The sequence below is a fragment of the Rhodococcus sp. 05-2255-3B1 genome (genome assembly GCF_002258545.1).
Classification (GTDB): Bacteria; Actinomycetota; Actinomycetes; order Mycobacteriales; family Mycobacteriaceae; genus Rhodococcoides.
In genome coordinates this window covers 36,307-61,844 of the sequence record NZ_NOZC01000038.1, presented here as the reverse complement: position 1 = coordinate 61,844, position 25,538 = coordinate 36,307, and the positions used below count along the sequence as shown (strand labels likewise).

Genomic DNA, 25,538 nt, shown 5'->3' with positions numbered 1-25,538 from the left:
ATCTTCGCCTCGGCCGAACTCCCGAGGAGACCCTTTGCCGGACGACGGCCACACATCGACGAACCCCGATGTGCCGATCGAAGAAGACTTCGAGCAAGCGCATCTGACGCGGCTCTACACGCAGCTCGACGCGTTACGCGAATACGCCGCGAACCGATTGCGCGCAGTGCTGCTCGAGACCGGCGGCACCCCGCAGGCCCGGAGCGAACGCGAATCGTTCAACCAGATGTACACCGAGGACATCGCCAAGTACGACGCGGCCGAGAACGGACTGTGCTTCGGGCGCATCGACCTCGATCCCGAGTCCCTCGACCCCAAGGTCGACGATCGGCCCGAGCGCTACATCGGCCGCGTCGGAATTCTCGACGACAAGAACGACTACGAGACTCTGCTGTTGGACTGGCGAGCACCGATGGCCCGGCCGTTCTACCTGGCCACACCCGCCGCACCCGAAAACGTGTTGCGGCGCAGACACATTCGCACCCGTGGTCGTCGAGTGACGTCGATCGCCGACGAATTTCTCGACCTGAACTCTGCCCGATCGTCGAGCGATGCCGCCGTGGCAGGCGGTGTCGCGAGCGAAGGTGCGCTGCTCTCGGCTCTCGATGCCGCACGTACTGGTCAGATGAACGACATCGTCGAGACGATCCAGAGCGAGCAGGACGCGATCATCCGTTCGCAGCATCGCAGCGTGTTGGTGGTTCAGGGCGGACCGGGCACCGGTAAGACAGCCGTCGCGCTGCACCGCGCCGCGTACCTGCTCTACACCTACCGCCAGCAGCTCGGTAAGAGCGGTGTGCTGATCATCGGACCCAACGCCACGTTCCTCGATTACATCGGGCAGGTGCTGCCGTCGCTCGGCGAGACGGGCGTCCTGCTGTCCACGATCGGTGACCTCTACCCGGGAGTTCGTGCGCAACGGGAAGATTCGGCCCTGGCCACCGAGGTCAAGGGCAGACTGTCGATGGTCGAGGTGCTGACCCAGGCGGTACGCGACCGTCAGGAAGTCCCCGCGCAGCCCCGTCGACTGAAGTTCGACACCTACGACATCACGCTCGATCGCAAGATCGTCACCAGGGCTCGTGGTCGCGCTCGCTCGTCCCGGCGACCGCACAACCTGGCTCGGCCGCTGTTCGTGTCCTCGGTCATCGACCAGTTGGCCAACCAGCTGGCAGCGAAACTCGGGCAGAATCTCGTCGACGGATCCAGCCTGCTCAGCGCCGACGACATCGCGGACATGCGCGACGAGATGCGCGAGGATCAGGACGTCATGGCCGCCGTGGACGAACTGTGGCCGGATCTGTCTCCCCAGCAGGTTCTCCGCGACCTCTACGCATCTCCCGAGAAGATTGCGTCGGCCGCGCCTGCGCTCGATGAGGCGGAGCGTGAGGCACTCGTCCGTCGGGGCAACGGCTTCTCGTCGGCCGACGCTCCCCTGCTCGACGAGCTCGCCGAACTGCTCGGCGTCGACGACGCAGCCGAACGTGAACAGGCGCAACGACAATGGCGCGGCCAGATCGCCGACGCTCAGGGTGCCCTGGACATCCTGACCGGTTCGGCACCTCAGGACCTAGAGGACGAGCTCGATCCGGAGATCCTGATGGCCTACGACCTCATCGATGCCGATCAGCTTGCACGACGGCAGAATTCGGGTCAGCGACTCACGACGGCCGAACGGGCCGCCGGTGACCGAACGTGGACCTACGGGCACGTGATCGTCGACGAGGCGCAGGAACTGTCTGCGATGGCGTGGCGAATGGTGATGCGGCGCATACCGAATCGGTGGATGACACTGGTGGGCGATACGGCGCAGACCGGTGATCCCGCCGGAACCTCGTCGTGGGGTTCGGTTCTCGAACCGTATGTCGCCAAGCGCTGGAAGCTGACCGAACTGACGGTGAACTACCGAACACCGTCCGAGATCATGGCCGTGGCACACGATGTGTTGGCTGCCATCGATCCCGAGCAGTCCGAGCCGCGGTCCATCCGCAGCACCGGAACCCGGCCGTGGGCTCAACGGGTGGCAGCGGCAGATCTGGTCACCGCGGTGGAGAAGCGAGTGGCCGATCACCCGCGCCCGGGCCTCAGCGCGGTGCTGGTTCCCGCAGACCACGTCGACCGATTCCGCCATCTGGCCTCGGAACTGGTCACCGTGTCGACTGTCAAGGATGCCAAGGGACTCGAGTTCGACTCGGTGCTGATCGTCGAACCCGGTGCCATAGTGAACGATTCGGTCAAAGGCATGAACGATCTGTACGTTGCCCTCACCCGGGCCACGCAGCGACTCGGCGTGGTGCACGTGAACGCACTGCCGGGTGAACTCTCGGCGCTGCAGCCGTTCGAGCCGGAAGCGTAGAGAACCGCACACACCAACGGCCCGCTCCGTCGATTCGACGGGCGGGCCGTTGGTGTGTGCGGGGTGAGATCAGCGGACGGTGTGCACGATCAGAACATCGCAGGTGGACTTGCGCGCGGCGTCCGACGGAACCGAGCCCAGCAGGCGGCCGGTCAACGAGTTCAGGCCGCGGTTGCCGACGACGAGCAGGTCGCCCTTCACCTCGTCCACGAGTGCCAGCAGCGACTCGACGGGAGCACCGACGATCGCCTTCTCCTCGATGTTCTTCGCACCGGCCTTGGTGGCGTGCTCGCGCGCCGTGCGCAGAATCTCACGCGTCGGTGCCGATCCGGTGATCTGATAGGCGTCCTCGCGCAATGCGTCGGCGGCAGCGGACGTGTCCTTCGGATCGGCAGGGTAGTACGCGCAAGCGATCACCAGGGTGGCATCGGCGTCTCCCGCGAGAGCCGCGGCCTTCTCCACTGCCCGCAGTGACGATTCGGAGCCATCGGTCCCGACGACGACGGTGCGGTAGGCGCTCATTCATTCCTCCATTTGTCGGTCACACACAGATGTGACACTTCTGGTCGAACTCGATTGGTGCAAGTCACAGGACCGAAAGACGTGGTCCGGGGACTGATTCGCTGACATTAGCCGGAACCGGCCGATCGGCACGTGAACTTGGGGAACAACACGATCCGCGCCACTCACATACATTGGTTTCCATGCCGATTCCCCGCCCGCCACTGTCGAGACGGGCCATGACTGTCGGTGCCGCCGTGATTGCGGTTCTGGCGCTGGTCGCCCTCGCATTCGTCTTCCTCCCCCAGGATTCGAGCGCCGACACATCCACGCGTGAAGCGCGCATCACGCTACCGGACAACCCCGGGTCGACGGGCACCGTCGACATCGACGCTCGTCTCTACGTACCCTCCGTCACGCCCGCGCCGACGGTGCTGCTCGCCCACGGCTTCGGCGGCAGCAAGGACTCGGTCGACGGGGAGGCACGTGATCTCACTGCTCGCGGGTACACGGTGCTCGCCTACAGTGCACGCGGGTTCGGCGACAGCACGGGTTCGATCTCGCTCAACGACCCCGATCGCGAGGTCGCCGACGCACGCGGACTCATCGACTGGCTCGCCGAACAACCGGAGGTGGAACTGGACGCTCCCGGCGACCCGCACGTCGGAGTTGCCGGCGGATCCTACGGCGGCGCACTGGCACTGAGCGCAGGCGGCACCGACCCCCGGATCGATTCGATAGCCGCAGCGATCACCTGGAACGACCTGGGTCAGGCCCTGTTTCCCAATTACGGCGTCACCTCGGTCGAAGGCCGAGAAGCCCTCGGCGACATCGCCACTCCCGCAGCTGCCGAGTACGGCGGACCCGGCGTCCTCAAGCGCGGCTGGGCCGGAGTGTTCTTCGGAGTGGGCGCAGCGAGTGCACCACCCGGCGGAAACGGCGACAACAGCACCGATTCCGGCACCTCCGAGGGCACCTCGGCCTGCGGACGATTCGCACCCGAATTCTGCGACGCCTACACCGAATCCGCCGTGACCGGAATCCCCAGCCAGCAGTTGCTCGATCTGCTGACGGCTCACTCGCCGGTCGCGGTGGCGTCGAACATCACGGCACCGACGCTGCTGGTTCAGGGCACCCAGGACACACTGTTCGGTCTCGACCAGGCCGACGCAACGGCACGTCAGATCGCCGCAGCCGGTGGGAACGTCACCGTGCGATGGTTCGACGGTGGCCACGATGCAGGCGGAACCGACGGCACGAGCGATCGAGCCATCGCCGACTTCTTCGACACGACATTGCGGGGCACCGAGGCCTCCACCGGCACCGACGCCGAGCCGTTCGTCTACTCCACTCAGCGGGCAGCCGACGAGCGCGGCGGCGATCGTGACCGCCGAATGACGGCTCCTGCTTACCCGGGACTGACCCCCGCGTCCGATCCCACGCAAACCCGATCGGTGACGTTCACTCCCACCGCCGAGAACCAGTCGATCATTCGTCCACCCGGAGCATCGCCGTCGGCGATCTCGTCGGTACCCGGTTTGGGCTCGGTGCTCTCGACTCTCGGATCGACCGGGGCCGGAGCAGCCCTGACCGCGGACCTGCCGGGCCAGTCGGCAACGTTCACCAGCGATCCCGTCGAGTCGTCCGTGACGATCACCGGTGCCCCGCGGGTGAACCTGCGCGTGGCGTCGCTGGCGTCACCCGATCAAGCCGTTCTGTTCGCGAAGCTCTACGACGTTGCGCCGAACGGCACGAGAACGCTTCCGGGCGGGGCGGTCTCGGCGATCCGACTGCCCGTTACCGAAGGCATCGACCCCGTCGACGTCACGGTTGCGCTTCCTGGCATCAGCTACACCGTGCAACAGGGTCATCGCCTCGACCTGAGCATCTCCACCACCGATCAGGCGTACGCCGTTCCACTCGAGCCGGCGCAGTTCAGTGTTGCCATGACCGACGACACCATCGCGTTGCCCACCGTCCCCGCCGAGGCGAGCGCCGACAGCACCGTTCCGGTGGCACCACTCATCGGCATCGGAATCGTCCTGCTGGCGGTCGCCGGTGCGATCGTCGCCGGAATCGTGCGGACCAGACGTCGCGCAGTCGCTGAAGTGGACGAGGATCTCATCGACACTCCCCTGGTGATCACCGATCTGGCCAAAACGTATTCCAACGGCTTCCGCGCCGTCGACGGCGTCAGCTTCGAGGTGAAGCAGGGCCAGGTTCTGGGTCTGCTCGGGCCGAACGGCGCAGGAAAGACCACCACCCTGCGCATGCTGATGGGCCTGATCACGCCCACCGGCGGCGACATTCGAGTCTTCGGCCACAAGGTGACCCCCGGAGCCCCGGTGCTGTCCCGGTTGGGCTCCTTCGTCGAGGGATCCGGCTTCCTGCCGCACCTGACCGGAACACAGAATCTGCGGCTGTACTGGGAAGCGACCGGTCGCCCGATCGAGGACGCTCACCTCGAGGAAGCTCTCGAGATCGCCGACCTCGGCACCGCGATCGAACGCAAGGTCAAGTCCTACAGCCAAGGTATGCGGCAGCGGCTCGCGATCGCCCAGGCCATGTTGGGGCTGCCGGATCTGATGGTCCTCGACGAACCGACCAACGGACTCGACCCACCACAGATCAGGACGATGCGCGATGTGCTGATCAACTACGCGAAAACCGGTCGAACCGTGTTGGTGTCGAGCCATCTGCTCGCCGAGGTGGAGCAGACCTGCACCCACGTGGTCGTCATGAATCGCGGATCGGTGATCAGTTCCGGTACCGTCCGCGAACTGACCGCGGCCGGCGGACAGACGGAGATCAGGGTCGACGACGCCACCCGCGCGCAGTCGGTGCTCGACGCCTCCGGCCACGACGGCGCGGTGATCGTCGACGACGGCACTGTGACCGTAGACCTGACCGATGCGGATGCCGCAGTCGTCATCAGAGAACTCGTCACCTCGGGGGTCTCGGTGCGCGGATTCTCGCAGTCGACGCGCCTCGAAGACGTCTTCCTCGACCTCGTCCACCGAGACAACCCAGGGTCCGACACCAGCAAGGATCGCGCATGAGCACCACACACGCCGACGGGCGCGCTGCCGGGTACACCGGCGGCAGCACCTTGCCGTTCCGTACCGAGTTGCGCAGGCAACTGGGACGTCGCCGCACTCAGCTGGCCATCGGCTTTCTGGCCCTGCTTCCGGTGATCCTGGCCATCGCCTTCACCGTCGGCAGCTCGAATGCGGATTCCGATGCCGACGGGCTCATCGAGCTCGGCACTCGCGGCGGTATGAACTTCACGGTCTTCGCTCTGTTCATGTCGGTCGGATTTCTGCTGATCGTGGTGGTGGCCCTGTTCTTCGGCGACTCGGTGGCAAGCGAAGCGTCGTGGTCGAGTCTGCGGTACCTGCTGGCCATTCCCGTGCCAAGGAGTCGACTGCTGACGCAGAAGGCTCTGGTGTCGGCGACGCTGTCCGGCGTGGCTATCGCCGTGCTCGTCGGGGTGTCGCTGTTGATCGGAACCGTGCTCTACGGAGCCGAATCACTCATCACCCCGCTGGGTGAGGGACTGCCCTACGGCACCTCGCTGGTGCGGCTGCTGATCGCAGTCGCGTACATCGGCATCAACCTGCTGTGGGTGGCCGGCCTGGCGATGCTGCTGTCGGTACTCACCGACGCCCCGCTCGGGGCCGTCGGTGGTGCCGTGATGACGTCGATTCTGATGCAGATCCTCGATCAGATCACGGCGCTGGGATCGCTCCGCAACTACCTTCCCGGGCACTACGCGAACTCGTGGATCGACGCTTTCGGAACGAGCATCGACTGGAACGACATGGTGGTCGGATCGTTCTCCGCCATCACGTACGCGGCAGTGTTCGGGTTGATCGCGTGGCGACGTTTCGGCACCAAGGACATCACCAGCTGAGGCGGATCACTTCTTCGTGAGCGCGGGCCCGAAGACGCCGGCGGGAATGACGCCCTGGCCGACGATCGACTCGCGCCACGGCGTCGCGATCGAGACCAGCCGAGCAGCACCGTCCTCGCCGAGGGCGGCCCAGGGCGCAACAGCGAGGTCGTTGGTGATGTCCTCGACCAACGTTCGGAGATCCTTGCCGTCCTGGGTCAGTGCACCGTCGGACGAGAGCAGCTCTCGATCGGCCAGAGACGCGACCGCCGCGTCCCACTGCTCGGTCGACCACCCTCGACGCTTGCGGGCGAACTCCTTCTCGAAGCCGTATCCGGTGGCCGTGTGGGTGATCAACGCTTCCAAACCGCTCAGACCCGCGGTCTGCAGCGCTGCGATATGCCCGTCGCCGCGGTATTCGCGGATCAGTGTCAGTGCGTGCCAGAGCACCAGATGCGGTGCTGTCGGCCAGTCGAGCTCTGCATACGCCGCGTACAGGGGTCGACCGTCGTCACCGGGAATCCCCCGGGCCGCGATCGATGCCAGGTCCGCGGCCTCGGCCATGTCCGCGGATTCGAGAACCTCGGGGCCCAGCAGTCGACCGAAGGCGGCATCGAGAGTGGCGTAACGGATGGCCATGATCTCGTCGGGTGACGTGACGTCCCAGGCCGCCGGGATGAGCGGTGCCACAAGCTCCCGATTGAAGTTGTAGAACGTGGCGGTCACGACGCCCGCGCCGACGCGCCCCAGTGGTGCAGCTCGACCCGCGAAATAGCAGGCCCGCGGCGCCAACCCGGTTGCGACCAGAGCATCCTGCGTCTCCGGAAGGAAATAGGTCATCGAGTGGATCAATTCGAGCGCGCGAGAGGTGCGGCCGGCGGTGGTTGCGTCCATCACTGAACCGTAACCGAACCATCTCGAACCACTCCGCAGGCTCCACTCGCGTCACCTGGCTCATTCCGCTGGCTCCACTCGCGCCCCCCTGGCTCATTCCGCTGGCCCCCCCTGGCTCATTCCGCAGGCTTCACTCGCGCCACCCGCCCGACCTACTTGAGGCCGGCCGCGTCCATGCCTCGGAGCTCCTTCTTCAGATCCTGGATCTCGTCGCGCAGCCGGCCGGCGAGCTCGAACTTGAGCTCACGTGCCGCGTTCATCATCTGATCGGTCATGTTCTTGATCAGATCGGCCAGCTCGGCGCGGGGCATCGACGACACGTCCTGACCCTCGTACACACCGGTGCTGACCGACCTACCCGCCTCGCCCTGTGCTCGCCGTCCGCGGCTGGCGTTGCGACCGGATCCACCGACCTCGACGACGGACTCGGTGTCCTCGGCCTCCTGGTACACCTGGTCGAGAATGTCGGCGATCTTCTTGCGCAGCGGCTGCGGATCGACGCCTCGCTCCTTGTTGTACGCGATCTGCTTCTCGCGTCGACGCTCGGTTTCCTCGATGGCGTAGGTCATCGAATCGGTCATCTTGTCGGCGTACATATGGACTTCACCGGAGACGTTTCGCGCGGCACGGCCGATGGTCTGAATGAGACTGGTGCCGCTGCGAAGGAAGCCTTCCTTGTCGGCGTCGAGAATTGCCACCAACGAGACTTCGGGTAGGTCGAGACCCTCACGGAGCAGGTTGATGCCCACCAGTACGTCGTACTCGCCCAACCTGAGTTGCCGAAGCAGTTCGACGCGGCGCAGCGTGTCGATGTCGGAGTGCAGGTAGCGGACACGAATGCCCAGCTCGAGCAAGTAGTCGGTCAGATCCTCCGACATCTTCTTGGTCAGCGTGGTCACCAGCACACGCTCGTCCTTCTCCGCGCGTTCCCGGATCTGATGGACCAGGTCGTCGATCTGCCCCTTGGTCGGTTTGATGACGACCTTGGGGTCGACGAGTCCGGTGGGACGAATCACCTGCTCGACGAACTCTCCCCCGGTCTGGCCCAGCTCGTACTTTCCCGGAGTTGCCGAGAGGTAGACCGTCTGACCGATGCGCTGGGTGAACTCCTCCCACGTCAACGGTCGGTTGTCGGTCGCGGACGGCAAGCGGAACCCGAAGTCGACGAGATTGCGCTTGCGCGACATATCGCCCTCGTACATGGCTCCGATCTGCGGCACCGTCACGTGGGACTCGTCGATGACCAGTAGGAAGTCCTCGGGAAAGTAGTCGATCAGTGTCGCGGGCGCGGTGCCTGCACCACGGCCGTCGATGTGCCGCGAGTAGTTCTCGATACCAGAGCAGAACCCGACCTGCTTGATCATCTCCAGGTCGTATTGCGTCCGCATCCGCAGCCGCTGAGCCTCGAGCAGTTTTCCTTTGCTCTCCAGCTCGGCGAGCCGATCTTCGAGTTCGGCCTCGATGTCCTTGACGGCTCGTTCCATTCGCTCCGGACCGGCGACGTAGTGCGTGGCCGGGAAGATGCGCACCGAATCCACCTGCCGAACGATGTCGCCGGTGAGCGGATGCAGGTAGTACAGCGCTTCGATCTCGTCACCGAAGAACTCGATTCGAATCGCGAGTTCCTCGTAGGACGGAATGATCTCGACGGTGTCGCCGCGGACCCGGAACGATCCGCGGGTGAAGGCCATGTCGTTGCGGGTGTACTGCACGTCCACCAGCAGCCGGAGCAGCGCGTCACGCTGCACTTCGACGTTGACCTCCAGCTCGATCGACCGATCGACGTACGACTGCGGGGTGCCGAGACCGTAGATGCACGACACCGACGCCACCACGACCACGTCTCGGCGCGAGAGCAGCGATGCCGTCGCCGAGTGCCGCAGACGTTCGACATCGTCGTTGATGGACGAGTCCTTCTCGATGTAGGTGTCGGTCTGCGCGATGTACGCCTCGGGCTGGTAGTAGTCGTAGTACGAGACGAAGTACTCGACTGCGTTGTTGGGCAACATGTCTCGCAGCTCGTTCGCCAACTGCGCCGCCAGCGTCTTGTTCGGTGCCATCACCAGGGTCGGGCGCTGCAGCTTCTCGATGAGCCAGGCGGTGGTGGCCGATTTGCCGGTACCGGTGGCACCGAGCAGGACGACGTCCTTCTCGTCCGCCTTGATCCGCCGTTCGAGCTCGGCGATGGCGGTCGGCTGATCGCCTGCCGGTACGTGTTCGCTGACGACCTCGAACGCCGGTCCGGTGCGCTCGATTGCGCCCACCGGACGGTGTTCGGAGTGCGCGACAACGGGATGTTCGGATGCAAACGCCATTTCACAAGCGTAGACGCGACCACCGACAAGTTCCGTCGGACAGACCCACACGCTGGTTCCCGGTAGCTTCTACAGGCATGGTCGCTCACACGTCAGCCGGTGCGCACGCCGTCGTTCATGCCCCCAAGCACGAGACGTTCGACCTCGTCGCCAAGACGAACGTGGATCCCAAGGGGTTCGTCCGTGTCGTCGACGAATACCGCGTCGAGCCGTGGGGGCTGTACATGGCCCGCCCGTCGGATCACGCCCATTTCGACTACCTGGAGTCCTGGTTGCTGCCCGCTCTCGGGCTCCGAGCCTCGGTGTTCCACTACCTGCCTGCACACGCCCGCGATCAGGACTACTACGTCGACATCGGCGAGTACACCGCCGGCACCACCCGTTGGACATCCGTCGACCACTATCTCGACCTCAGTGTCCGTACCGGCCGCGATTACGACCTGCTCGACGTCGACGAGTTGTTCGACGCTCGGGTGGCGCAACACGTCGACACCCCGACGGCCGAGCTGGCACTGGCCAGGTCGATCACGGCCATCGAAGGTCTGACGCGACACGATTACGACCTGAACGCGTGGCTCGCGTCGGTCGGAATGCCGACCGAGTGGAACGGTAAACCGTCCTGATCCACCGACCCGGGTTCTCAGGGTCCAGGATCAACCCGACCCGATTCACGCAGTCCAGTTCGTCTCCTCGGCCCACTGCCATGCCCGGCGGTATGCCACATCGAACCACGGTGCTTTTGCGTTCTCGTAGGCCTCGATCGCCGATGCGAAGTCCGTGATTCCGGCAGCGGCCTCGGAGGCGCGTCGCTTGATTCCGGAATACTCGGTCCTGATGCTGTCGTCCGCCCGCAACCAGTCCCGGAACAGCAGCGCGAACCTCTGATTGGGCCAGCCGTCCACCCGGATGTGGACGTTCGCCGGTCGGCCGGGGTCTGCACTGCCGTGAAAACGCTTGGACCACACGGCCGGATCGGCTTCGCCGCCGATTCCGTACGCGGGCTTGGGATGGTCGAAGTCGGCGTCCTCTCGCCGCGGGAACCCTGCCACGCGCAACTGTTCGGCTACGGAATCGGCGTCGTCGAGCCCGCGCACGGTGATCTGGATGTCTATGACGTCCTTGGCGTCGAGGCCGGGCACTGCGGTGGATCCGATGTGATCGATACGGACCGCCTTGTCGGAACAGGCAAGAGCCAGACGCGAGACGATCCGTCGGGCCTGCAATTCCCACGCGGGGTCGGCCGTCACCTGTTCCGGATGAACACGCGCGATGACCCCCTCCCTGATGTTGCGCTCGAAGGGAATCAGTCGGTCGTTCCACAGGGCTCGGACGTCGTCGTCGACGCTTCCCGGCGCACCGGTGTTGTCGATCCACACGTCGGCCGCGGCTCGGCGCGCATCATCGGTTGCCTGCGCTGCGATCCGCGCCCGGGCGTCGGCCTCGGGCATGCCTCGCTGTCCCGTCAGACGACGCACCCGTTCCTCGGCGTCGACCCACACGATGACCACGAGGTGAAAGAACTGGCCCATCGATCCTTCGACGAGGAGCGGAATGTCCTGCACCACTACGGCATCCGACGCTGCTCCGTCGATGATCTCGGCAGTACGCGCACCGACCAACGGGTGAACGATGGCGTTGAGCTTCTTGCGGGATTCCTCGTCGCCGAATGCCTTGGCCGCCAATGCCGGACGGTCGAGCGAGCCATCGGGTGCGAGAATGTCGGTTCCGAAGGTATCGGTCAGTTGTTGCAGCCCAGGTGTTCCCGGCTCCACGACTTCACGGGCAAGCACGTCGGAGTCGACGAGCACTCCCCCGAGTTCGGTCAGCACCTTCGCAACGGTCGATTTTCCGGCACCTATTCCACCGGTCAGTCCCAGTCTCAGCATGCACCCAGTCTGACACTCGAACACGCCGAAGCACACCAGCCTCAAATGCACCGGTTTCACAGATCCGTCGGTTATCTTCGACGAGCGCGACCTCGATGTGCCGACCCACAGCTATTGAAAAGGACACCCATGCGAAGCAATCAGATCCAACCGGGTCGGCACCGCCTTGGCATGGATGCTGGCGTTCATTGCATTCTGATCCCGGAAGTAGCCTCGGCGTTGGCCGACCATCGGCGCAACTGGTTCACCAACCTCCTGACCCCCGCCCGCCACAGCTTCGCGACCATGCGCAAGCGCACGGAGAGCGTCGGCCAGTGGAGTCCAGCCACCGCCGCGTAGTTCGCACTCCCCCTCCACCATGGGCCCGGTTCATCCGAACCGGGTCCATCGTCGTTTCCGCAGAGTTTTCGGTCACCTGATTCGAACGAGAAAGCCCCGGTTCTCGTGGAGAGAACCGGGGCTCGGCGTCACACCCTCACGGGTGGACCACATCTATCAGGCGTTGCCCGACAGCTTCTCGCGAAGTGCAGCGAGCTGCGCATCGCTGGCCAGCGATCCACCGGTCGAGGCCGGAGCCGACGCTGCGGGAGCGTCGCCTTCTGCATCGGCGGGAGCCTGACCCGACTCGGAGGAGTAGTTGGTGTTGGCGGCTTCGGCAGCTTCGTCCTTGGCCGTCTTCTCCATCTGAGCGGTGTGCATCTTGTGGCGACGCTCCGCCTCGGCGTAGCGACCTTCCCACTCTTCACGCTGCTTCTCGTAACCTTCGAGCCATTCGTTGGTCTCGGAGTCGAAGCCCTCGGGGAAGATGTAGTTGCCACCCTCGTCGTACGAGTCGGCCATGCCGTACTTGGACGGATCGAACTCTTCTGCGTAGTCCTCGTTGGCCTGCTTGAGGCTCAACGAAATCCGGCGACGCTCGAGATCGATGTCGATGACCTTGACGAGTGCGTCGTCGCCGACACCCACGACCTGGTCCGGAACCTCCACGTGGCGCTCGGCCAGCTCGGAGATGTGCACGAGGCCCTCGATGCCCTCTTCGACGCGCACGAATGCACCGAAGGGAACCAGCTTGGTGACCTTGCCGGGCACGATCTGGCCGATCGCGTGGGTGCGAGCGAACTGGCGCCACGGATCTTCCTGAGTTGCCTTGAGCGACAGGGAAACACGCTCGCGGTCCAGGTCGACGTCGAGAACCTCGACGGTGACCTCGGTGCCGACCTCGACAACCTCGGACGGGTGATCGATGTGCTTCCAGGACAGCTCGGAGACGTGCACGAGTCCGTCGACGCCACCCAGGTCCACGAAGGCACCGAAGTTGACGATGGAGGACACGACGCCCTTACGGACCTGGCCCTTCTGGAGCTGGTGCAGGAATTCGCTGCGGACCTCGGACTGGGTCTGCTCGAGCCATGCGCGGCGCGACAGGACCACGTTGTTGCGGTTCTTGTCGAGCTCGATGATCTTGGCCTCGATCTCCTTGCCGACGTACGGCTGGAGATCGCGGACGCGACGCATCTCGACGAGCGAAGCGGGGAGGAAGCCACGAAGACCGATGTCGAGGATGAGTCCACCCTTGACGACCTCGATGACGGTGCCCTTGACGGCCTCGTCCTTCTCCTTGAGCTCCTCGATCGTGCCCCAAGCGCGCTCGTACTGAGCTCGCTTCTTGGACAGGATCAGACGGCCTTCCTTGTCCTCCTTGGTGAGGACGAGTGCTTCGATCTCATCTCCCACGGAGACGACCTCGTTGGGGTCGACGTCGTGCTTGATGGAGAGCTCGCGGGAGGGGATGACGCCTTCGGTCTTGTAACCGATGTCGAGTAGAACCTCGTCACGATCGACCTTGACGATGGTGCCCTCGACGATGTCACCATCGTTGAAGTACTTGATCGTGGCGTCGATGGCGGCGAGAAAATCCTCTGCGGAGCCGATATCGTTGACGGCTACCTGCGGTGAGGTTGTGGTTGAGGGCATGTGTTGAGTTGCTCCGGACGGGTTGGGTATCGGTTGATGGATGTTCGGTCGGACTTGGTGAAACGTGTGCAACACGAGCACATTCGGCGGAACCGTTGCCGGATCCGCATGCGCCGACGCCGGGCGGACCCGACCTGGGCGCAGCATGAACACACTCGCGTTGAACAGGGTACGCGATGCCGCAGTACCAGCACAAACCCCGTTAGAGTCGGCGTGTGACCGATCTTTCCCCACCGTCGTCCACTCCCGGCCGCGGCCGAATCGACTCGGTCGCGAGCGACCGCGCGAGTCGCCTCTGGTGGGATTCCGACGCCGAGGCCTACCACCGTACCCATGGCGCGTTCCTGGGGGTGACGGCCGAATCCGGGGAGTTCGTCTGGTGCCCGGAGGGACTGCACGAGGGCGACGTGCATCTGCTGGGCGACGTCGTGGGCAAGGACGTGCTCGAGGTGGGCTGCGGCAGCGCACCGTGCGCCCGCTGGCTCGGAACCCAGGGTGCGCGCGCGATCGGTCTCGACATCTCGATGGGCATGTTGCAGCGCGGCGTCGACGCCATGACCGCGGGCGGGTCGACGGTTCCGCTGGTACAGGCCAGTGCCGAGTCCTTGCCGTTCGCCGACGAGCGCTTCGACATCGTCTGCTCGGCATTCGGTGCGGTGCCGTTCGTTGCGGACTCCGCCAATGTGATGAAGGAAGTGGCGCGGGTTCTTCGGCCGGGTGGCATCTGGGTGTTCGCCGTCAATCATCCGATGCGTTGGGTGTTCCCCGACGATCCCGGCGTGGCCGGCCTGACCGCGACGATTCCGTACTTCGACCGAACTCCGTACGTCGAGTACGACGCGGACGGAACCCCCAACTACGTCGAGCATCACCGCACGATCGGCGATCGGGTGCGCGAACTGGTCGCCGCAGGCCTCGAGGTACGCGACATCGTCGAACCCGACTGGCCGGAGTGGCTCGACCGCGAGTGGGGTCAGTGGAGCCCATTGCGCGGGCAACTCTTTCCCGGCACCGCGATCTTCAGCAGCCGCAAACCGCTCCGATAGACACCGCAGTGCTCAACGCCGGTGCGCTGTGGCTTCGACGGCCTCGGTGAAGGCACCGGTCGACGCCTGTCCACCGAGGTCGGCTGTCGCGACCCCGGATTCGACCGTGGCGTCGACGGCGTGTCGGATCCTGCCGGCGGCTGCGGCCAACCGTTCGTCCCGATGCCGCGGGGCAAGCCATTCGAGCAGCATCGCGGCCGACAGGAAGAGCGCGGTCGGATTGGCTCGGTTCTTGCCCGCGATGTCCGGGGCCGATCCGTGCGAGGCCTGCGCCATCGCCTGGGTTTCCGAGGAGTTGATCGACGGCGCGGTGCCCAGCGACCCGGACAGCTCACCCGTCAGATCCGAGAGAATGTCGCCGAACATGTTCTCGGCCACGATGACGTCGTAGTCCTCGCCGCGTCGAACCAGGTGCGCGGCAAGGGCGTCGACGTGCTCCTCGGTGACCTCGACGTGCGGAAACTGTTCTCCCACTGCACGGCACGCATCGCGGAACAACCCCGTCGTCATCGACAGCACGTTGGTCTTGTGCACGATCGTCAGTTGTCGATTGCGTCGCTCGGCCAACGAGAACGCTTCGCGTGCAATGCGTTCGCAGGCCGCGCGGGTGAACACTCCGACCGCGAGAGCCACATCGGGAGTGGGCATGAACTCCCCGCTGCCGACGAACATGTTGCGATCGGCGTAGAACCCCTCGGTGTTCTCCCGCACGACCACCAGATCCATTCGCGGGGACACTGCACGTACGCCGGGCAGTGCCTTCGCCGGCCGAATGTTGGCGAACAGACCGAAGTTCTTACGAATCCGTCCGCCCGGGGTCAGCTGAGACCGGAACGGCTGCGGGTAGGAGGCGCTGTCGTGCGGACCGAGAATCCAGCATTCGAGCTCGCCCAACTCCGCCAGTGTGGACTCGGGCATCGGCGTTCCGTGCTCGTCCATGGCACCGAGCCCCAGCGGCAGGTGCACCCAGTCGGCAGCCGGTCCACCGGCCGCTGCGAGGGCCGCATCGACCACCCGGATGGTTGCAGGCACGATCTCGTGGCCTATCCCGTCGCCGGTCATGGCCCCGATCCGTAGTGCCGTTGCATTGCGACCGTTCGTCTGCGACATCATGGCCTCCATGGTGCAGTCCGCAGAACTTCTCCTCGACCCCGGCCTCGATGCTGCGGTTCGCCGCGAGTGGGCAGCACTGTCCGACGCCGGACTGCCGAGCCAGAACCGGCACCGCGGTGAATCGAATCGTCCGCACATCACCGTTGCCGTGGCAGCGTCGATGCCGGACGCAGTGGACGACGGCGATGCGGTCCGCTTCGATCCGTTCGACGTGCGTCTCGGCGGGCTCGTTGTGTTCGGTGGTCGATCGATCAGCCTGGCGAGACTGGTGGTTCCGTCGAGCGAGTTGCTCGATCTGCACGCCCGGCTGTACGAGGCCGTGGGCGAACGTTCGCTCGATCACCTCGAACCCGGCCGATGGACACCGCACGTCACGGTGGCCCGACGGTTGACGCCCGAGGAGGCAGGAGCGGCGGTGCGCCTGCTCTCGGTAGACGTCGACGATCTGGTCGGAGCTGCGGTTGCGCTGCGCCGATGGGACGGCGAGGGCAAGCGCGAATGGCGGATCGGCTGACCTGGGCACCCTAGAACCGGTAATCGCCGAACTGAGTCACCTCCGCGTGGGTATCGGGAGCGACACCTCCGACCACGAGGGCGTCGAGGGCCAGGAACAGCAGCACAACTACCAATACAATTGTCATGTCGCTAGCTTCCAACCTGCGGAGACGGTGCACGAGTGGCAGTAACGCCATATATCGACGACTTTCTGCCATACTTCTGTGCATGCTGAAACGAGTGGTCGTCGCGCTGATGCCGTTGACAGAACAGTTCGAGTTGGGCGTCGCCTGCGAGGTGTTCGGATTCGATCGCTCGGACGAGGGACTGCCCACCTACGACTTCTCCCTGATCGCAGGTGTCCCACAACCGATCCGCACCCGCGTCGGCTACACCATCGACGTGCCACACGATCTCGACAGCCTCGACAGCGCCGATCTGATCATCATTCCGGCGGGAGGCACCGAGGCGGCGGTCGACGGCAGCTTCGTGTGCGGCACCGAATACGACGCATCGATCGAACCCCTGCTGGCCAAACTGCGCGCGGCGGTGGAACGAGGCGCGATGGTCGCGAGCCTGTGCAACGGTGCCTTCGTACTCGGCAAAGCGGGTCTTCTCGACGGCAGACCCTGCACGACGCATTGGCGGCACTCCGACTCGTTGGCCGCGAAATATCCCCTGGCACAGGTGGATCCGAACGTCCTCTACGTGGATGCCGGCAACGTGCTCACCAGCGCAGGCACGGCAGCCGGCATCGACCTGTGCCTGCACATCGTGCGCAAGTACCAGGGCAGCGTCGTGGCCAACGGGATCGCCCGCCGGATGGTCGTTCCTCCGCATCGCGACGGCGGGCAGGCCCAATTCGTCACCAGTCCGCTGCCCGCCACACGCACCGAGACACTGGCTCCGCTGCTGGATTGGATGACCGAGAATCTCGACTCCGAGCTCACCATCGGTCGACTGGCGGCGCGGGTGAACATGTCTGCGCGAACCTTCGCCCGCAAGTTCGCGGCCGAAACCGGAACGACGCCGGCACGCTGGCTCAACGACCAGCGAGTACTGGCAGCGCAGCAACTGTTGGAGAACTCCGATCTTCCGATGGATTCGATCGCCGAGGTGGTCGGCTTCGGAAATGCCGCGGCTCTGCGGCAACACTTCGTGCGGTTGCGATGCACCACACCGAACTCCTACCGCCGCACGTTCCGCGCAGCACCCCAACCAGCCTGACCCCCCGCGCTCCGCCACGGCCGGGATGATTCCGGCGAGTACCTGCGTTGAGACACAGCAGAAGCGCAATCAAACGAAAGGGACCGCGTGGCCACTCAGACTTTGACCCAGCAGAATTTCGACGAGATCGTGACGAGCAACGACGTGGTGTTGGTCGATTTCTGGGCGTCCTGGTGCGGACCGTGCCGCCAGTTCGCACCCACCTTCGAGAAGTCGTCCGACGCGCACCCCGACGTCGTGCACGCCAAGGTCGACACCGAGGCCGAGCAGGGTCTTGCTGCGGCAGCGCAGATCCAGTCGATCCCGACGATCATGGCGTTCCGCGAAGGAATTCTCGTCTACGCACAGCCCGGCGCACTGCCTGCACCGGCGCTGGAAGACCTTGTCGTTCAGATCAAGGCACTCGACATGGACGTCGTACGCCAGCAGATCGCCGAGCAGGCTCCCGCGGCGGAGTAGTTCGCCGCAGCCGTACATCGAGCGAAGGGCCGCTCACCGAATTCGGTGAGCGGCCCTTCGCCTGGCCATGGGTCGAATCAGTGTGCAGCGGCGTCCCAGCTGCGACCGGTGCCGACCGAGACTTCCAGGGGCACCGACAGTTCGATGGCCGAGGACATCTTGTCGCGTACCAGTGCCTCGACTTCCTCGCGCTCGGAGTCGACGACTTCGAGTACCAATTCGTCGTGCACCTGCAAGAGCATCCGCGACTTCAGCGTCGACTCCGCCAGCGATCGGTGCACGTCGATCATCGCGACCTTGATGATGTCTGCGGCGGTGCCCTGGATGGGCGCATTGAGAGCGGCCCGCTCGGCGACCTCGCGGCGCTGACGATTGTCACTGTTGAGGTCGGGCAAGTAGCGGCGCCTGCCGTACAGCGTGGAGGTGTATCCCACTTTGCGCGCTTCCTCGACGGCGTTGCGCAGGTAGTCACGGACGCCCCCGAACCGCGCGAAGTACGCCTCCATCTGCTGCTTCGCCTCGTCGGTGGAGATCTTGAGCTGCGCGGCGAGACCGAAGGCGCTCAATCCGTAGGCCAGTCCGTACGACATGGCCTTGACGCGGCGACGCAGTTCGGGCGTGACCTCCTCGATCGGCACTCCGAAGGCCCTGGCACCGACGAAACTGTGCAGGTCCTCGCCGGTGTTGAATGCCTCGATCAGCCCTTCGTCGCCGGAGACGTGCGCCATGATGCGCATTTCGATCTGGCTGTAGTCGGCGGTGAGAAGCGTGTCGTATCCGGCCCCGACGACGAAGCCGTCACGGATGTGGCGTCCCGCCTCGTTGCGCACCGGAATGTTCTGCAGGTTCGGCTCGGTGGACGACAGTCGCCCGGTTGCCGCGACCGTCTGATTGAACGTGGTGTGAATGCGTCCGTCGTCGGCGACGGATTTCAGCAGGCCGTCGACCGTCACCTTCATCCGCGTCGCGTCCCGATGATCGAGCAGGAACTTCAGGAACGGATGCTCGGTCTTCTCGAACAACCCTTGCAGCGCATCGGCGTCGGTGGTGTAGCCGGTCTTGGTCTTCTTGGTCTTGGGCATGTCGAGTTCCTCGAACAGCACCACCTGCAACTGCTTCGGTGACCCGAGGTTGATCTGCTTGTCGATCACGCCGTAGGCGGAGTTCGCAGCCTCGTCCACCTGCGCAGCGAATCCGGACTGCAATGCGCGGAGGTGATCACCGTTCACGGCGATACCCGTTGCCTCGACATCGGCCAACACCGTCAGCAGCGGCAGCTCCATCTCGGAGAGCAGGGTGGTCGACTCGATGGCGGCGAGCTCGGCGTCCAACGCATCGGCCAGGTCGATGACGGCCCGCGCCTTGAGAATCTCGCCCTCCGCGAACGCCGCATCGGCGGTGTCCTCGGCATCGAGCAACGACATCTGGCCTTCACCCGCATCCTCCACCCGGAGTTCGCGTTTGAGGTAGCGCAACGACAGGTCGTCGAGGTTGAACGACCGCTGCCCGGGCCGCACCAGGTACGCCGCAAGGGCTGTGTCGGTGGTCAACCCACCGAGGGTCCAGCCGCGGCCACGAACTGCATGCAGAGCCCACTTGGCCTCGTGCAGAGCCTTCGGCTGCGCCGGATCGGCGAGCCAGGCGGCAAGTGCCTGCTCGTCGGATTCGTCCAGAGCGGTCGTCGTGACGAACGCGCCTTCCCCGTCGGCCGCAGCGATCGCCACCGACGTCGCGTCGCTGTCGAAAGGCCGACGCGGGCCGAGGATGGACAGCCCGCTCCGTCGGCCGTCGGCCGCGTGTTCTCCCAGCCATGCGGCCAGATCGCCGGGCGCGACAATGCCGCCGCGGACGTCGAAACCTTCTTCTGCTTCGGGTTCGACCGACGCGAGCGTCTCGAACAATCGGTCCCGCAGAATGCGGAACTCCAGGTCGTCGAACAAGGCGTGGATCTTCTCGCGATCCCACGGAGCCAGTTCGAGCTGATCGGGGGTGTAGGGCAACGGCACATCGCGGACCATCTCGGTGAGCTCGCGGTTGAGCACCACACTCGACAGGTTGGCCCGCAGTGCATCTCCCACTTTGCCCTTGACCTTGTCCACGTTGTCGACAAGAGCGGTGAGGGAACCGTATTCGATGATCCACTTGGTCGCCGTCTTCTCGCCGACCCCGGGAATGCCGGGGAGGTTGTCGCTCGGGTCTCCGCGCAGGGCCGCGAAGTCCGGGTACTGCGATGGCGTCAAACCGTACTTGGTGGCGACCTCGGCGGGGGTGAACCGAGTCAGATCCGACACGCCCTTGCGCGGATACAACACCGTGACGTTGTCCGTCACCAACTGCAGCGCATCGCGATCGCCGGTGACCACCAGAACGCGGTACCCCAGTGCCTCTGCCTGGGTCACCAGAGTGGCGATGATGTCGTCGGCCTCGAAGCCCGCCTCGGCCATCACCGGGATACCCATGGCCCCGAGTACGTCCTTGGTGATGTCGACCTGACCGGCGAACTCGTCGGGCGTCTTGCTGCGGTTGGCCTTGTACTCGGGGTACCGCTCGGCGCGAAAGGTCTGCCGCGAGACGTCGAACGCCGCCGCGATGTGCGTCGGTTTCTCGTCCCGCAGCAGGTTGATCAACATCGAGGTGAACCCGTACACCGCATTGGTGGACTGACCGCTCGTGGTCTTGAAGTTGTCCGCGGGCAACGCGAAGAAGGCACGGAACGCCATCGAGTGGCCGTCGATGAGCAGCAACGTGGGCCGCTCTCCGCCCGCTTTCGCATCGGTCTCGGCTGCGGGCGCTGCACTTTTCTCCGTTACTGGGCTCACGGTTGACCAGTCTAGGGAGACAGTCCGACAACTCGTAGCCGGATGCACGCGCCACGACGCGATCGCACTCGATGCGCACGCCGCGCACCGCGAAACACAACCGATACTTTCCGGAAATCTCAGTCGCCGATTTTGCGTCGTTTCAGCGGATAGAGTCCGACAATTGCAGGAAACCCACATACCCGTGGCACAACGACAACCGTCCGGAGGACGTGCGTGGCTCCAAATGTTCGATGGACCAGAAAGGTGCAACCGCCGAGGTTGCGCGCAAGATCTGCCGTTCGGCTCCTTCAGCGAACACTCCTACTCGCCGTTCTGAGTTCCATTGCCGCGCTGCTGTTCAGTGCGCCGGCATTGGCCCAGGAACCTACCCCCACTCCCCCGGCAGCGCCGGGGACCAGTGCCGAACAGGCACCACCGGCGGACGCGGTCAGCGTCGCCGGATCCCTGAACAACGGTGGCGAACGACTCGTCGGCGTCGACGTCGCGGCGCTCGACGCGTCCGGCTCCGAAGTCGCCCGTACCACCAGTGAAACCGGGGGCCGGTGGACCCTCGAACTGTCTCCCGGCACCTACACGTTCCAGGTGGTTCAGGAAACGCTCCCCGACGGCGTCAGCGTCCAGGGCGAGGTCCAGCGCGATGTGCAGGCCGGGCGTTCCAACACCGTCATCTTCTCGTTCGGTGAGGCCAGAACCGCCACCACCATTCCGTTCTACGAGAAGTTCGTTCGCACCACCGTCGACGGCTTCCGTTTCGGCCTCGTCATCGCGCTCGCCGCGGTCGGGCTGAGTCTGATCTTCGGCACCACTGGTCTGACGAACTTCGCACACGGAGAACTCGTCACACTCGGTGCCGTCGCGGCGTGGTTCTTCAACGTCAGTGTCGGCATACAACTGATCCCGGCCACGCTGCTCGCGATAGTCGTCGGAGTCGCGATCGGCTGGCTCAACGATGCCCTGATCTGGCGGCCGTTGCGCAAACGGCGAACCGGCCTCATCGCTCAGCTGGTGGTCACCATCGGCCTGGCGATCGCACTGCGTTATCTCATCCTGATCTTCTTCTCGGATCGCTCCGAGCCCTTCGACGATTACCAGGCGCAGACCGAGAACGACTGGGGTCCGTTGTCGATCACCAACGTCAACCTCGCCTGCATCGTCATCAGCATCGTCGTCCTGGTCGGCGTCGCGCTGATGCTGCAGCGCACCAAGATCGGCAAGGCCATGCGTGCGGTGGCCGACAACCGGGATCTGGCCGCGTCCTCCGGCATCAACGTCGAGCGCGTGGTCACGTTCGTCTGGTGCCTCGGCGGCGGCCTGGCTGCCCTCGGCGGCGTGTTGTTCGGGCTCTCCGAACTCGGCGGTCGCGTCCAGTGGGAGATGGGCTTCAAACTTCTGTTGCTCATGTTCGCCGGCATCACACTGGGTGGCCTGGGAACGGCCTACGGCGCATTCCTCGGTTGCGTCATCGTCGGTCTGCTCGTGCAGTGGTCGACGCTGGTCATCAATCCCGATCTCAAATACATCGGAGGGTTGCTCGTCTTGATTCTCATCCTCGTCGTCCGTCCACAGGGCATCCTCGGCTCGCGACAAAGGATCGGGTGACCTTCACATGGATATCATCGGCGCACTTCAGATCTCACTCGCTCAGCTGGTCGGCCCGTCCGCCATCTTCTACGCTCTGCTCGCCATCGGCCTGAACCTGCACTTCGGCTACGCCGGACTGCTCAACTTCGGCCAGATCGGCTTCGCACTGCTCGGCGGCTACGGCGTCGGCATCACGACGATCACCTACGAACAGCCGCTCTGGCTCGGCATTCTGGTCGGTCTCGCCGCGGCAGGACTGCTCGCCCTGGTGCTCGGCATCCCGACTCTGCGACTGCGAGCCGACTACCTCGCGATCGTCACCATCGCCGCGTCGGAAATTCTGCGACTCGTGTTTCGTTCCACCGCAACGGATTCGGTGACCAAGTCGACCAACGGCATCACCGGCTTCGCCGGCCCGTTCACCAGCATGAGTCCGTTCGAGGGTGGCAAGACGTACAGCTTCCTCGGCGTGCGATTCCTGGGTAACGACCTGTGGGCCATGCTCGTCGGCTGGACGCTGGTCCTGCTGCTGTGCGGGGTGGTCTACCTCCTGACGCACAGCCCCTGGGGACGTGTGCTCAAGGCCGTTCGTGAAGACGAGGACGCGGCCCGCTCGCTGGGTAAGAACGTGTTCGTCTACAAGATGCAGGCGCTGGTTCTCGGTGGTGTCATCGGCGGCATGGGCGGCGTGTTCAACGCACTGCAAACCCAGTCCATCAACCCGGACTTCTACTCGACGGCGCAGACGTTCTTCGCCTTCGGTGCCCTGATTCTCGGTGGTGCCGCAACGGTGTTCGGCCCCGTCCTGGGCGCGATGCTCTTCTGGTTCCTGCTGTCCATTCCCGATGCCATTCTGCGACAGCTGATCTCCGGCGACGACCCGGTGCTCAACCTCACCGGCGCGCAGGTCGGTGCCACGCGGTTCGTGCTCCTGGGAATTCTGATCGCCGTCTTGATGGTGTTCAGACCTCAGGGCATTCTCGGCAACAAGCGAGAGGTTCAACTCAATGCCTGACCCGAGCAAGGATGCCGCCGCAACAGCGGCACCGAGCAAGAAAGCAAGCACCCTCGAATCACGTGCTGCCAAAGCATTGTCGAGTGATCAGCGGTCGGCGTTGTTCGCCGGTGTCGCCAACGAGCCCGGATCCCCCAAGCCCGACGCCACCCTGGTGGTCGACGGCGTCTCTCGCACCTTCGGCGGTCTGAAAGCCGTCGACGTCGCGCACCTGGAGATCCAGCGTGGGTGCATCACCGGACTCATCGGGCCCAACGGCGCAGGCAAGACCACCCTGTTCAATCTGCTCACGGGATTCGATCGACCCGACACCGGCACCTGGTCGATGGACGGCCAGGAACTGGGTCGGATGCATCCGCACCAGGTGGCACGCAAAGGTGTCGTCCGTACGTTCCAGTTGACCAAGGCGCTGTCGAAACTGACTGTGCTGGACAATGTTCGGCTGGGCGCAACCGGTCAGCGCGGCGAGCGCATGATCAACACGTTCATGCCGTGGACGTGGAAGGCCCAGGAACGTCAGATCACCGAACGCGCCTACGAGCTGTTGGGGCGCTTCAAGCTCGACGCCAAGGCAGACGACCTGGCCGGCTCGTTGTCCGGCGGCCAACGCAAGCTGCTCGAGATGGCGCGCGCGCTGATGACCGATCCGTCGGTGGTCATGCTCGACGAGCCGATGGCCGGGGTCAATCCTGCTCTGACGCAATCGCTTCTGGGGCACATCAAGTCGCTTCGCGACGACGGTATGACGGTGGTGTTCGTCGAGCACGACATGGACGTCATCCGCGACATCAGTGACTGGGTGGTGGTGATGGCACAGGGCAGCATCATTGCCGAGTCCACCCCGGAGGAGCTCTCCAACAACGGAGCCGTCGTCGATGCGTATCTCGGTAGCCATCACGATCAGGCTCTGGAATTCGATGCCGACGGCAATCCGGTCGGTGCCACTGCGGAGCTCGCAGAGGCACTGAAGAAGGCCGAGGCCGAGGAACTCGAAGCGGGAGGCGACCTCTCGGAGCCGGAGTTCGTACGCCCGGTGGTAACCGACGTGACCGAAGGCGGCTCGCACCGGGCCGAGGAGGACGAACGATGAGCGAACAGACATTGACGCCGGCAGAGTTCGCCGCGACACCCGAGGAGCACGCCCGCCTCGCCGAAGGTGCATTGCTGCGCGCCGATGGCTTGGTGGCCGGGTACATCCCGGGCGTCAACATCCTCAGTGAATGCAACTTCTTCCTCAACGACGGGGAGATCGTCGGCATCATCGGACCCAACGGAGCCGGGAAGTCGACCCTCCTCAAGACCCTGTTCGGGCTGGTTGCCGTCCGTGAGGGCAGCGTCAAACTGCGAGGTGACAACATCACCTCCGCCGAAGCGCACGTCCTGGTCACCAAGGGAGTCGGCTACGTTCCGCAGACACAGAACGTCTTTCCGTCGCTGACCATCGAAGAGAACCTCGAAATGGGAATCTATTTGCGTCCCAAGAAGTTCGGCGAGCGATTCGAGTTCGTCAGCGAACTGTTCCCGCTGCTCGGTGAGCGCAAGAAGGTCAAGGCGGGCGCACTGTCCGGCGGCGAGCGACAGATGGTCGCCATGGGACGCGCACTGATGATGGAGCCGTCGGTACTGCTGCTCGACGAACCGTCGGCCGGACTGTCACCGATGTTCCAGGACGAGGTGTTCATCCGCTGCAAGAAGATCAATGCAGCGGGCGTGTCGATCATCATGGTCGAGCAGAACGCCCGTCGTTGCCTCCAGATCTGCGACCGCGGCTACGTTCTCGATCAGGGCCGTAATGCCTACACCGACACCGGTCCGGCGTTGATGAACGACCCGAAGGTGATCGAGCTGTACCTCGGCACGCTGGCAGGAAGCAAGGAGAAGAAGTAGCTCCTCGCAACGACGAAGGCCCCGGTTCGATCGGCATCGAACCGGGGCCTTCTCGCTGCCGTCGAACGTGCGGCA

General features: G+C 64.6%; 20 protein-coding genes. 13 read left to right on the top strand and 7 right to left on the bottom strand.

All coding sequences use genetic code 11. The annotated features are described in order from the left end of the window. Positions 1–34: 34 nt before the first annotated feature. A complete protein-coding gene (locus CH249_RS25285; RefSeq protein WP_032394300.1) occupies positions 35–2,356 on the top strand; it encodes an ATP-binding domain-containing protein in 2,322 nt (773 codons plus the stop codon). Between the two features lie 69 nt (positions 2,357–2,425). Here the strand turns inward: CH249_RS25285 and CH249_RS25280 are convergent, their stop codons facing one another. Continuing rightward, positions 2,426–2,878, bottom strand: coding sequence for a universal stress protein (locus tag CH249_RS25280; RefSeq protein WP_032378962.1), 453 nt, complete (start codon positions 2,876–2,878; stop codon positions 2,426–2,428). 182 nt (positions 2,879–3,060) lie between these two features. Here CH249_RS25280 and CH249_RS25275 point away from each other — a divergent pair, with 182 nt between their 5' ends. Further along, positions 3,061–5,916, top strand: coding sequence for an alpha/beta fold hydrolase (locus tag CH249_RS25275; RefSeq protein ID WP_094682342.1), 2,856 nt, complete (start codon positions 3,061–3,063; stop codon positions 5,914–5,916). Further along, positions 5,913–6,770 carry an ABC transporter permease gene (locus CH249_RS25270; protein ID WP_032394302.1) on the top strand — a complete coding sequence of 286 codons (858 nt, stop codon included), beginning with the start codon at positions 5,913–5,915 and terminating at the stop codon, positions 6,768–6,770. The genes CH249_RS25275 and CH249_RS25270 overlap by 4 nt, the downstream gene beginning before the upstream one ends. A 6-nt stretch (positions 6,771–6,776) precedes the next feature. On the opposite strand, the gene CH249_RS25265 is transcribed toward CH249_RS25270, so the two are convergent. Both CH249_RS25265 and uvrB read right to left on the bottom strand, forming a co-directional pair. Next, complete coding sequence (locus CH249_RS25265; RefSeq protein WP_032394303.1) at positions 6,777–7,643, bottom strand: hypothetical protein; 867 nt, start codon at positions 7,641–7,643, stop codon at positions 6,777–6,779. Positions 7,644–7,795: 152 nt separating this feature from the next. Further along, complete coding sequence (gene uvrB / locus CH249_RS25260; RefSeq protein WP_032394304.1) at positions 7,796–9,958, bottom strand: excinuclease ABC subunit UvrB; 2,163 nt, start codon at positions 9,956–9,958, stop codon at positions 7,796–7,798. Positions 9,959–10,035: 77 nt separating this feature from the next. Here uvrB and CH249_RS25255 point away from each other — a divergent pair, with 77 nt between their 5' ends. Then, complete coding sequence (locus CH249_RS25255; protein WP_032394305.1) at positions 10,036–10,581, top strand: DUF402 domain-containing protein; 546 nt, start codon at positions 10,036–10,038, stop codon at positions 10,579–10,581. A 45-nt stretch (positions 10,582–10,626) separates the two neighbouring features. Here CH249_RS25255 and coaE read toward each other — a convergent pair whose 3' ends face one another. Further along, positions 10,627–11,844 carry a dephospho-CoA kinase gene (gene coaE / locus CH249_RS25250; RefSeq protein ID WP_094682341.1) on the bottom strand — a complete coding sequence of 406 codons (1,218 nt, stop codon included), beginning with the start codon at positions 11,842–11,844 and terminating at the stop codon, positions 10,627–10,629. 129 nt (positions 11,845–11,973) lie between these two features. On the opposite strand from coaE, the gene CH249_RS25245 reads away from it, so the two are divergent. After that, a complete protein-coding gene (locus CH249_RS25245) occupies positions 11,974–12,183 on the top strand; it encodes a hypothetical protein (protein WP_032394307.1) in 210 nt (69 codons plus the stop codon). Between the two features lie 156 nt (positions 12,184–12,339). Here CH249_RS25245 and rpsA read toward each other — a convergent pair whose 3' ends face one another. Then, complete coding sequence (gene rpsA, locus CH249_RS25240; protein WP_027497255.1) at positions 12,340–13,818, bottom strand: 30S ribosomal protein S1; 1,479 nt, start codon at positions 13,816–13,818, stop codon at positions 12,340–12,342. A 215-nt stretch (positions 13,819–14,033) separates the two neighbouring features. On the opposite strand from rpsA, the gene CH249_RS25235 reads away from it, so the two are divergent. Continuing rightward, positions 14,034–14,864 carry a class I SAM-dependent methyltransferase gene (locus CH249_RS25235; RefSeq protein ID WP_094682340.1) on the top strand — a complete coding sequence of 277 codons (831 nt, stop codon included), beginning with the start codon at positions 14,034–14,036 and terminating at the stop codon, positions 14,862–14,864. A gap of 12 nt (positions 14,865–14,876) precedes the next feature. On the opposite strand, the gene CH249_RS25230 is transcribed toward CH249_RS25235, so the two are convergent. Next, the gene (locus CH249_RS25230) at positions 14,877–15,974 is read right to left on the bottom strand and encodes an isocitrate/isopropylmalate dehydrogenase family protein (protein ID WP_094682352.1); all 1,098 of its coding nucleotides are present in this window, start codon (positions 15,972–15,974) and stop codon (positions 14,877–14,879) included. A gap of 10 nt (positions 15,975–15,984) precedes the next feature. Between CH249_RS25230 and CH249_RS25225 the strand changes: the two genes are divergently transcribed. The 3 genes from CH249_RS25225 (at position 15,985) to trxA (ending at position 18,158) form a co-directional block, all read left to right on the top strand. Further along, positions 15,985–16,491: a 2'-5' RNA ligase family protein gene (locus CH249_RS25225; RefSeq protein WP_094682339.1), complete on the top strand. Its 507-nt coding sequence runs from the start codon at positions 15,985–15,987 to the stop codon at positions 16,489–16,491. Positions 16,492–16,700: 209 nt separating this feature from the next. Next, on the top strand, positions 16,701–17,699 hold the full coding sequence (locus CH249_RS25220) for a helix-turn-helix domain-containing protein (protein WP_094682338.1): 999 nt from the start codon (positions 16,701–16,703) through the stop codon (positions 17,697–17,699). Positions 17,700–17,786: 87 nt separating this feature from the next. Then, positions 17,787–18,158: a thioredoxin gene (trxA, locus tag CH249_RS25215; protein WP_094682337.1), complete on the top strand. Its 372-nt coding sequence runs from the start codon at positions 17,787–17,789 to the stop codon at positions 18,156–18,158. A gap of 77 nt (positions 18,159–18,235) precedes the next feature. Here the strand turns inward: trxA and polA are convergent, their stop codons facing one another. Continuing rightward, a complete protein-coding gene (gene polA, locus CH249_RS25210; RefSeq protein WP_032394312.1) occupies positions 18,236–20,977 on the bottom strand; it encodes a DNA polymerase I in 2,742 nt (913 codons plus the stop codon). Positions 20,978–21,238: 261 nt separating this feature from the next. Between polA and CH249_RS25205 the strand changes: the two genes are divergently transcribed. Genes CH249_RS25205 through CH249_RS25190 form a run of 4 tightly spaced genes read left to right on the top strand, consistent with a single transcriptional unit; the run spans position 21,239 to position 25,463 of the window. Further along, positions 21,239–22,579 carry a branched-chain amino acid ABC transporter permease gene (locus CH249_RS25205; protein ID WP_094682351.1) on the top strand — a complete coding sequence of 447 codons (1,341 nt, stop codon included), beginning with the start codon at positions 21,239–21,241 and terminating at the stop codon, positions 22,577–22,579. Positions 22,580–22,586: 7 nt separating this feature from the next. Beyond that, on the top strand, positions 22,587–23,576 hold the full coding sequence (locus CH249_RS25200) for a branched-chain amino acid ABC transporter permease (protein WP_045194991.1): 990 nt from the start codon (positions 22,587–22,589) through the stop codon (positions 23,574–23,576). Next, a complete protein-coding gene (locus CH249_RS25195; protein WP_094629258.1) occupies positions 23,569–24,666 on the top strand; it encodes an ABC transporter ATP-binding protein in 1,098 nt (365 codons plus the stop codon). The genes CH249_RS25200 and CH249_RS25195 overlap by 8 nt, the downstream gene beginning before the upstream one ends. Beyond that, positions 24,663–25,463, top strand: coding sequence for an ABC transporter ATP-binding protein (locus tag CH249_RS25190; RefSeq protein WP_032394315.1), 801 nt, complete (start codon positions 24,663–24,665; stop codon positions 25,461–25,463). Before CH249_RS25195 ends, CH249_RS25190 begins: the two co-directional genes overlap by 4 nt. Positions 25,464–25,538: the final 75 nt, after the last annotated feature.

Excerpts from the sequence above, each read along its gene's own strand:
- CH249_RS25255 (WP_032394305.1), top strand. The coding sequence starts at position 10,036 with ATGGTCGCTCACACGTCAGCCGGTGCGCACGCCGTCGTTCATGCCCCC.
- CH249_RS25220 (WP_094682338.1), top strand. The coding sequence starts at position 16,701 with ATGCTGAAACGAGTGGTCGTCGCGCTGATGCCGTTGACAGAACAGTTC.
- CH249_RS25245 (WP_032394307.1), top strand. The coding sequence starts at position 11,974 with ATGCGAAGCAATCAGATCCAACCGGGTCGGCACCGCCTTGGCATGGAT.
- rpsA (WP_027497255.1), bottom strand. The coding sequence starts at position 13,818 with ATGCCCTCAACCACAACCTCACCGCAGGTAGCCGTCAACGATATCGGC.
- CH249_RS25280 (WP_032378962.1), bottom strand. The coding sequence starts at position 2,878 with ATGAGCGCCTACCGCACCGTCGTCGTCGGGACCGATGGCTCCGAATCG.
- CH249_RS25230 (WP_094682352.1), bottom strand. The coding sequence starts at position 15,974 with ATGTCGCAGACGAACGGTCGCAATGCAACGGCACTACGGATCGGGGCC.
- CH249_RS25195 (WP_094629258.1), top strand. The coding sequence starts at position 23,569 with ATGCCTGACCCGAGCAAGGATGCCGCCGCAACAGCGGCACCGAGCAAG.
- CH249_RS25200 (WP_045194991.1), top strand. The coding sequence starts at position 22,587 with ATGGATATCATCGGCGCACTTCAGATCTCACTCGCTCAGCTGGTCGGC.
- uvrB (WP_032394304.1), bottom strand. The coding sequence starts at position 9,958 with ATGGCGTTTGCATCCGAACATCCCGTTGTCGCGCACTCCGAACACCGT.
- CH249_RS25190 (WP_032394315.1), top strand. The coding sequence starts at position 24,663 with ATGAGCGAACAGACATTGACGCCGGCAGAGTTCGCCGCGACACCCGAG.
- CH249_RS25275 (WP_094682342.1), top strand. The coding sequence starts at position 3,061 with ATGCCGATTCCCCGCCCGCCACTGTCGAGACGGGCCATGACTGTCGGT.
- CH249_RS25225 (WP_094682339.1), top strand. The coding sequence starts at position 15,985 with ATGGTGCAGTCCGCAGAACTTCTCCTCGACCCCGGCCTCGATGCTGCG.
- CH249_RS25270 (WP_032394302.1), top strand. The coding sequence starts at position 5,913 with ATGAGCACCACACACGCCGACGGGCGCGCTGCCGGGTACACCGGCGGC.
- CH249_RS25265 (WP_032394303.1), bottom strand. The coding sequence starts at position 7,643 with ATGGACGCAACCACCGCCGGCCGCACCTCTCGCGCGCTCGAATTGATC.
- coaE (WP_094682341.1), bottom strand. The coding sequence starts at position 11,844 with ATGCTGAGACTGGGACTGACCGGTGGAATAGGTGCCGGAAAATCGACC.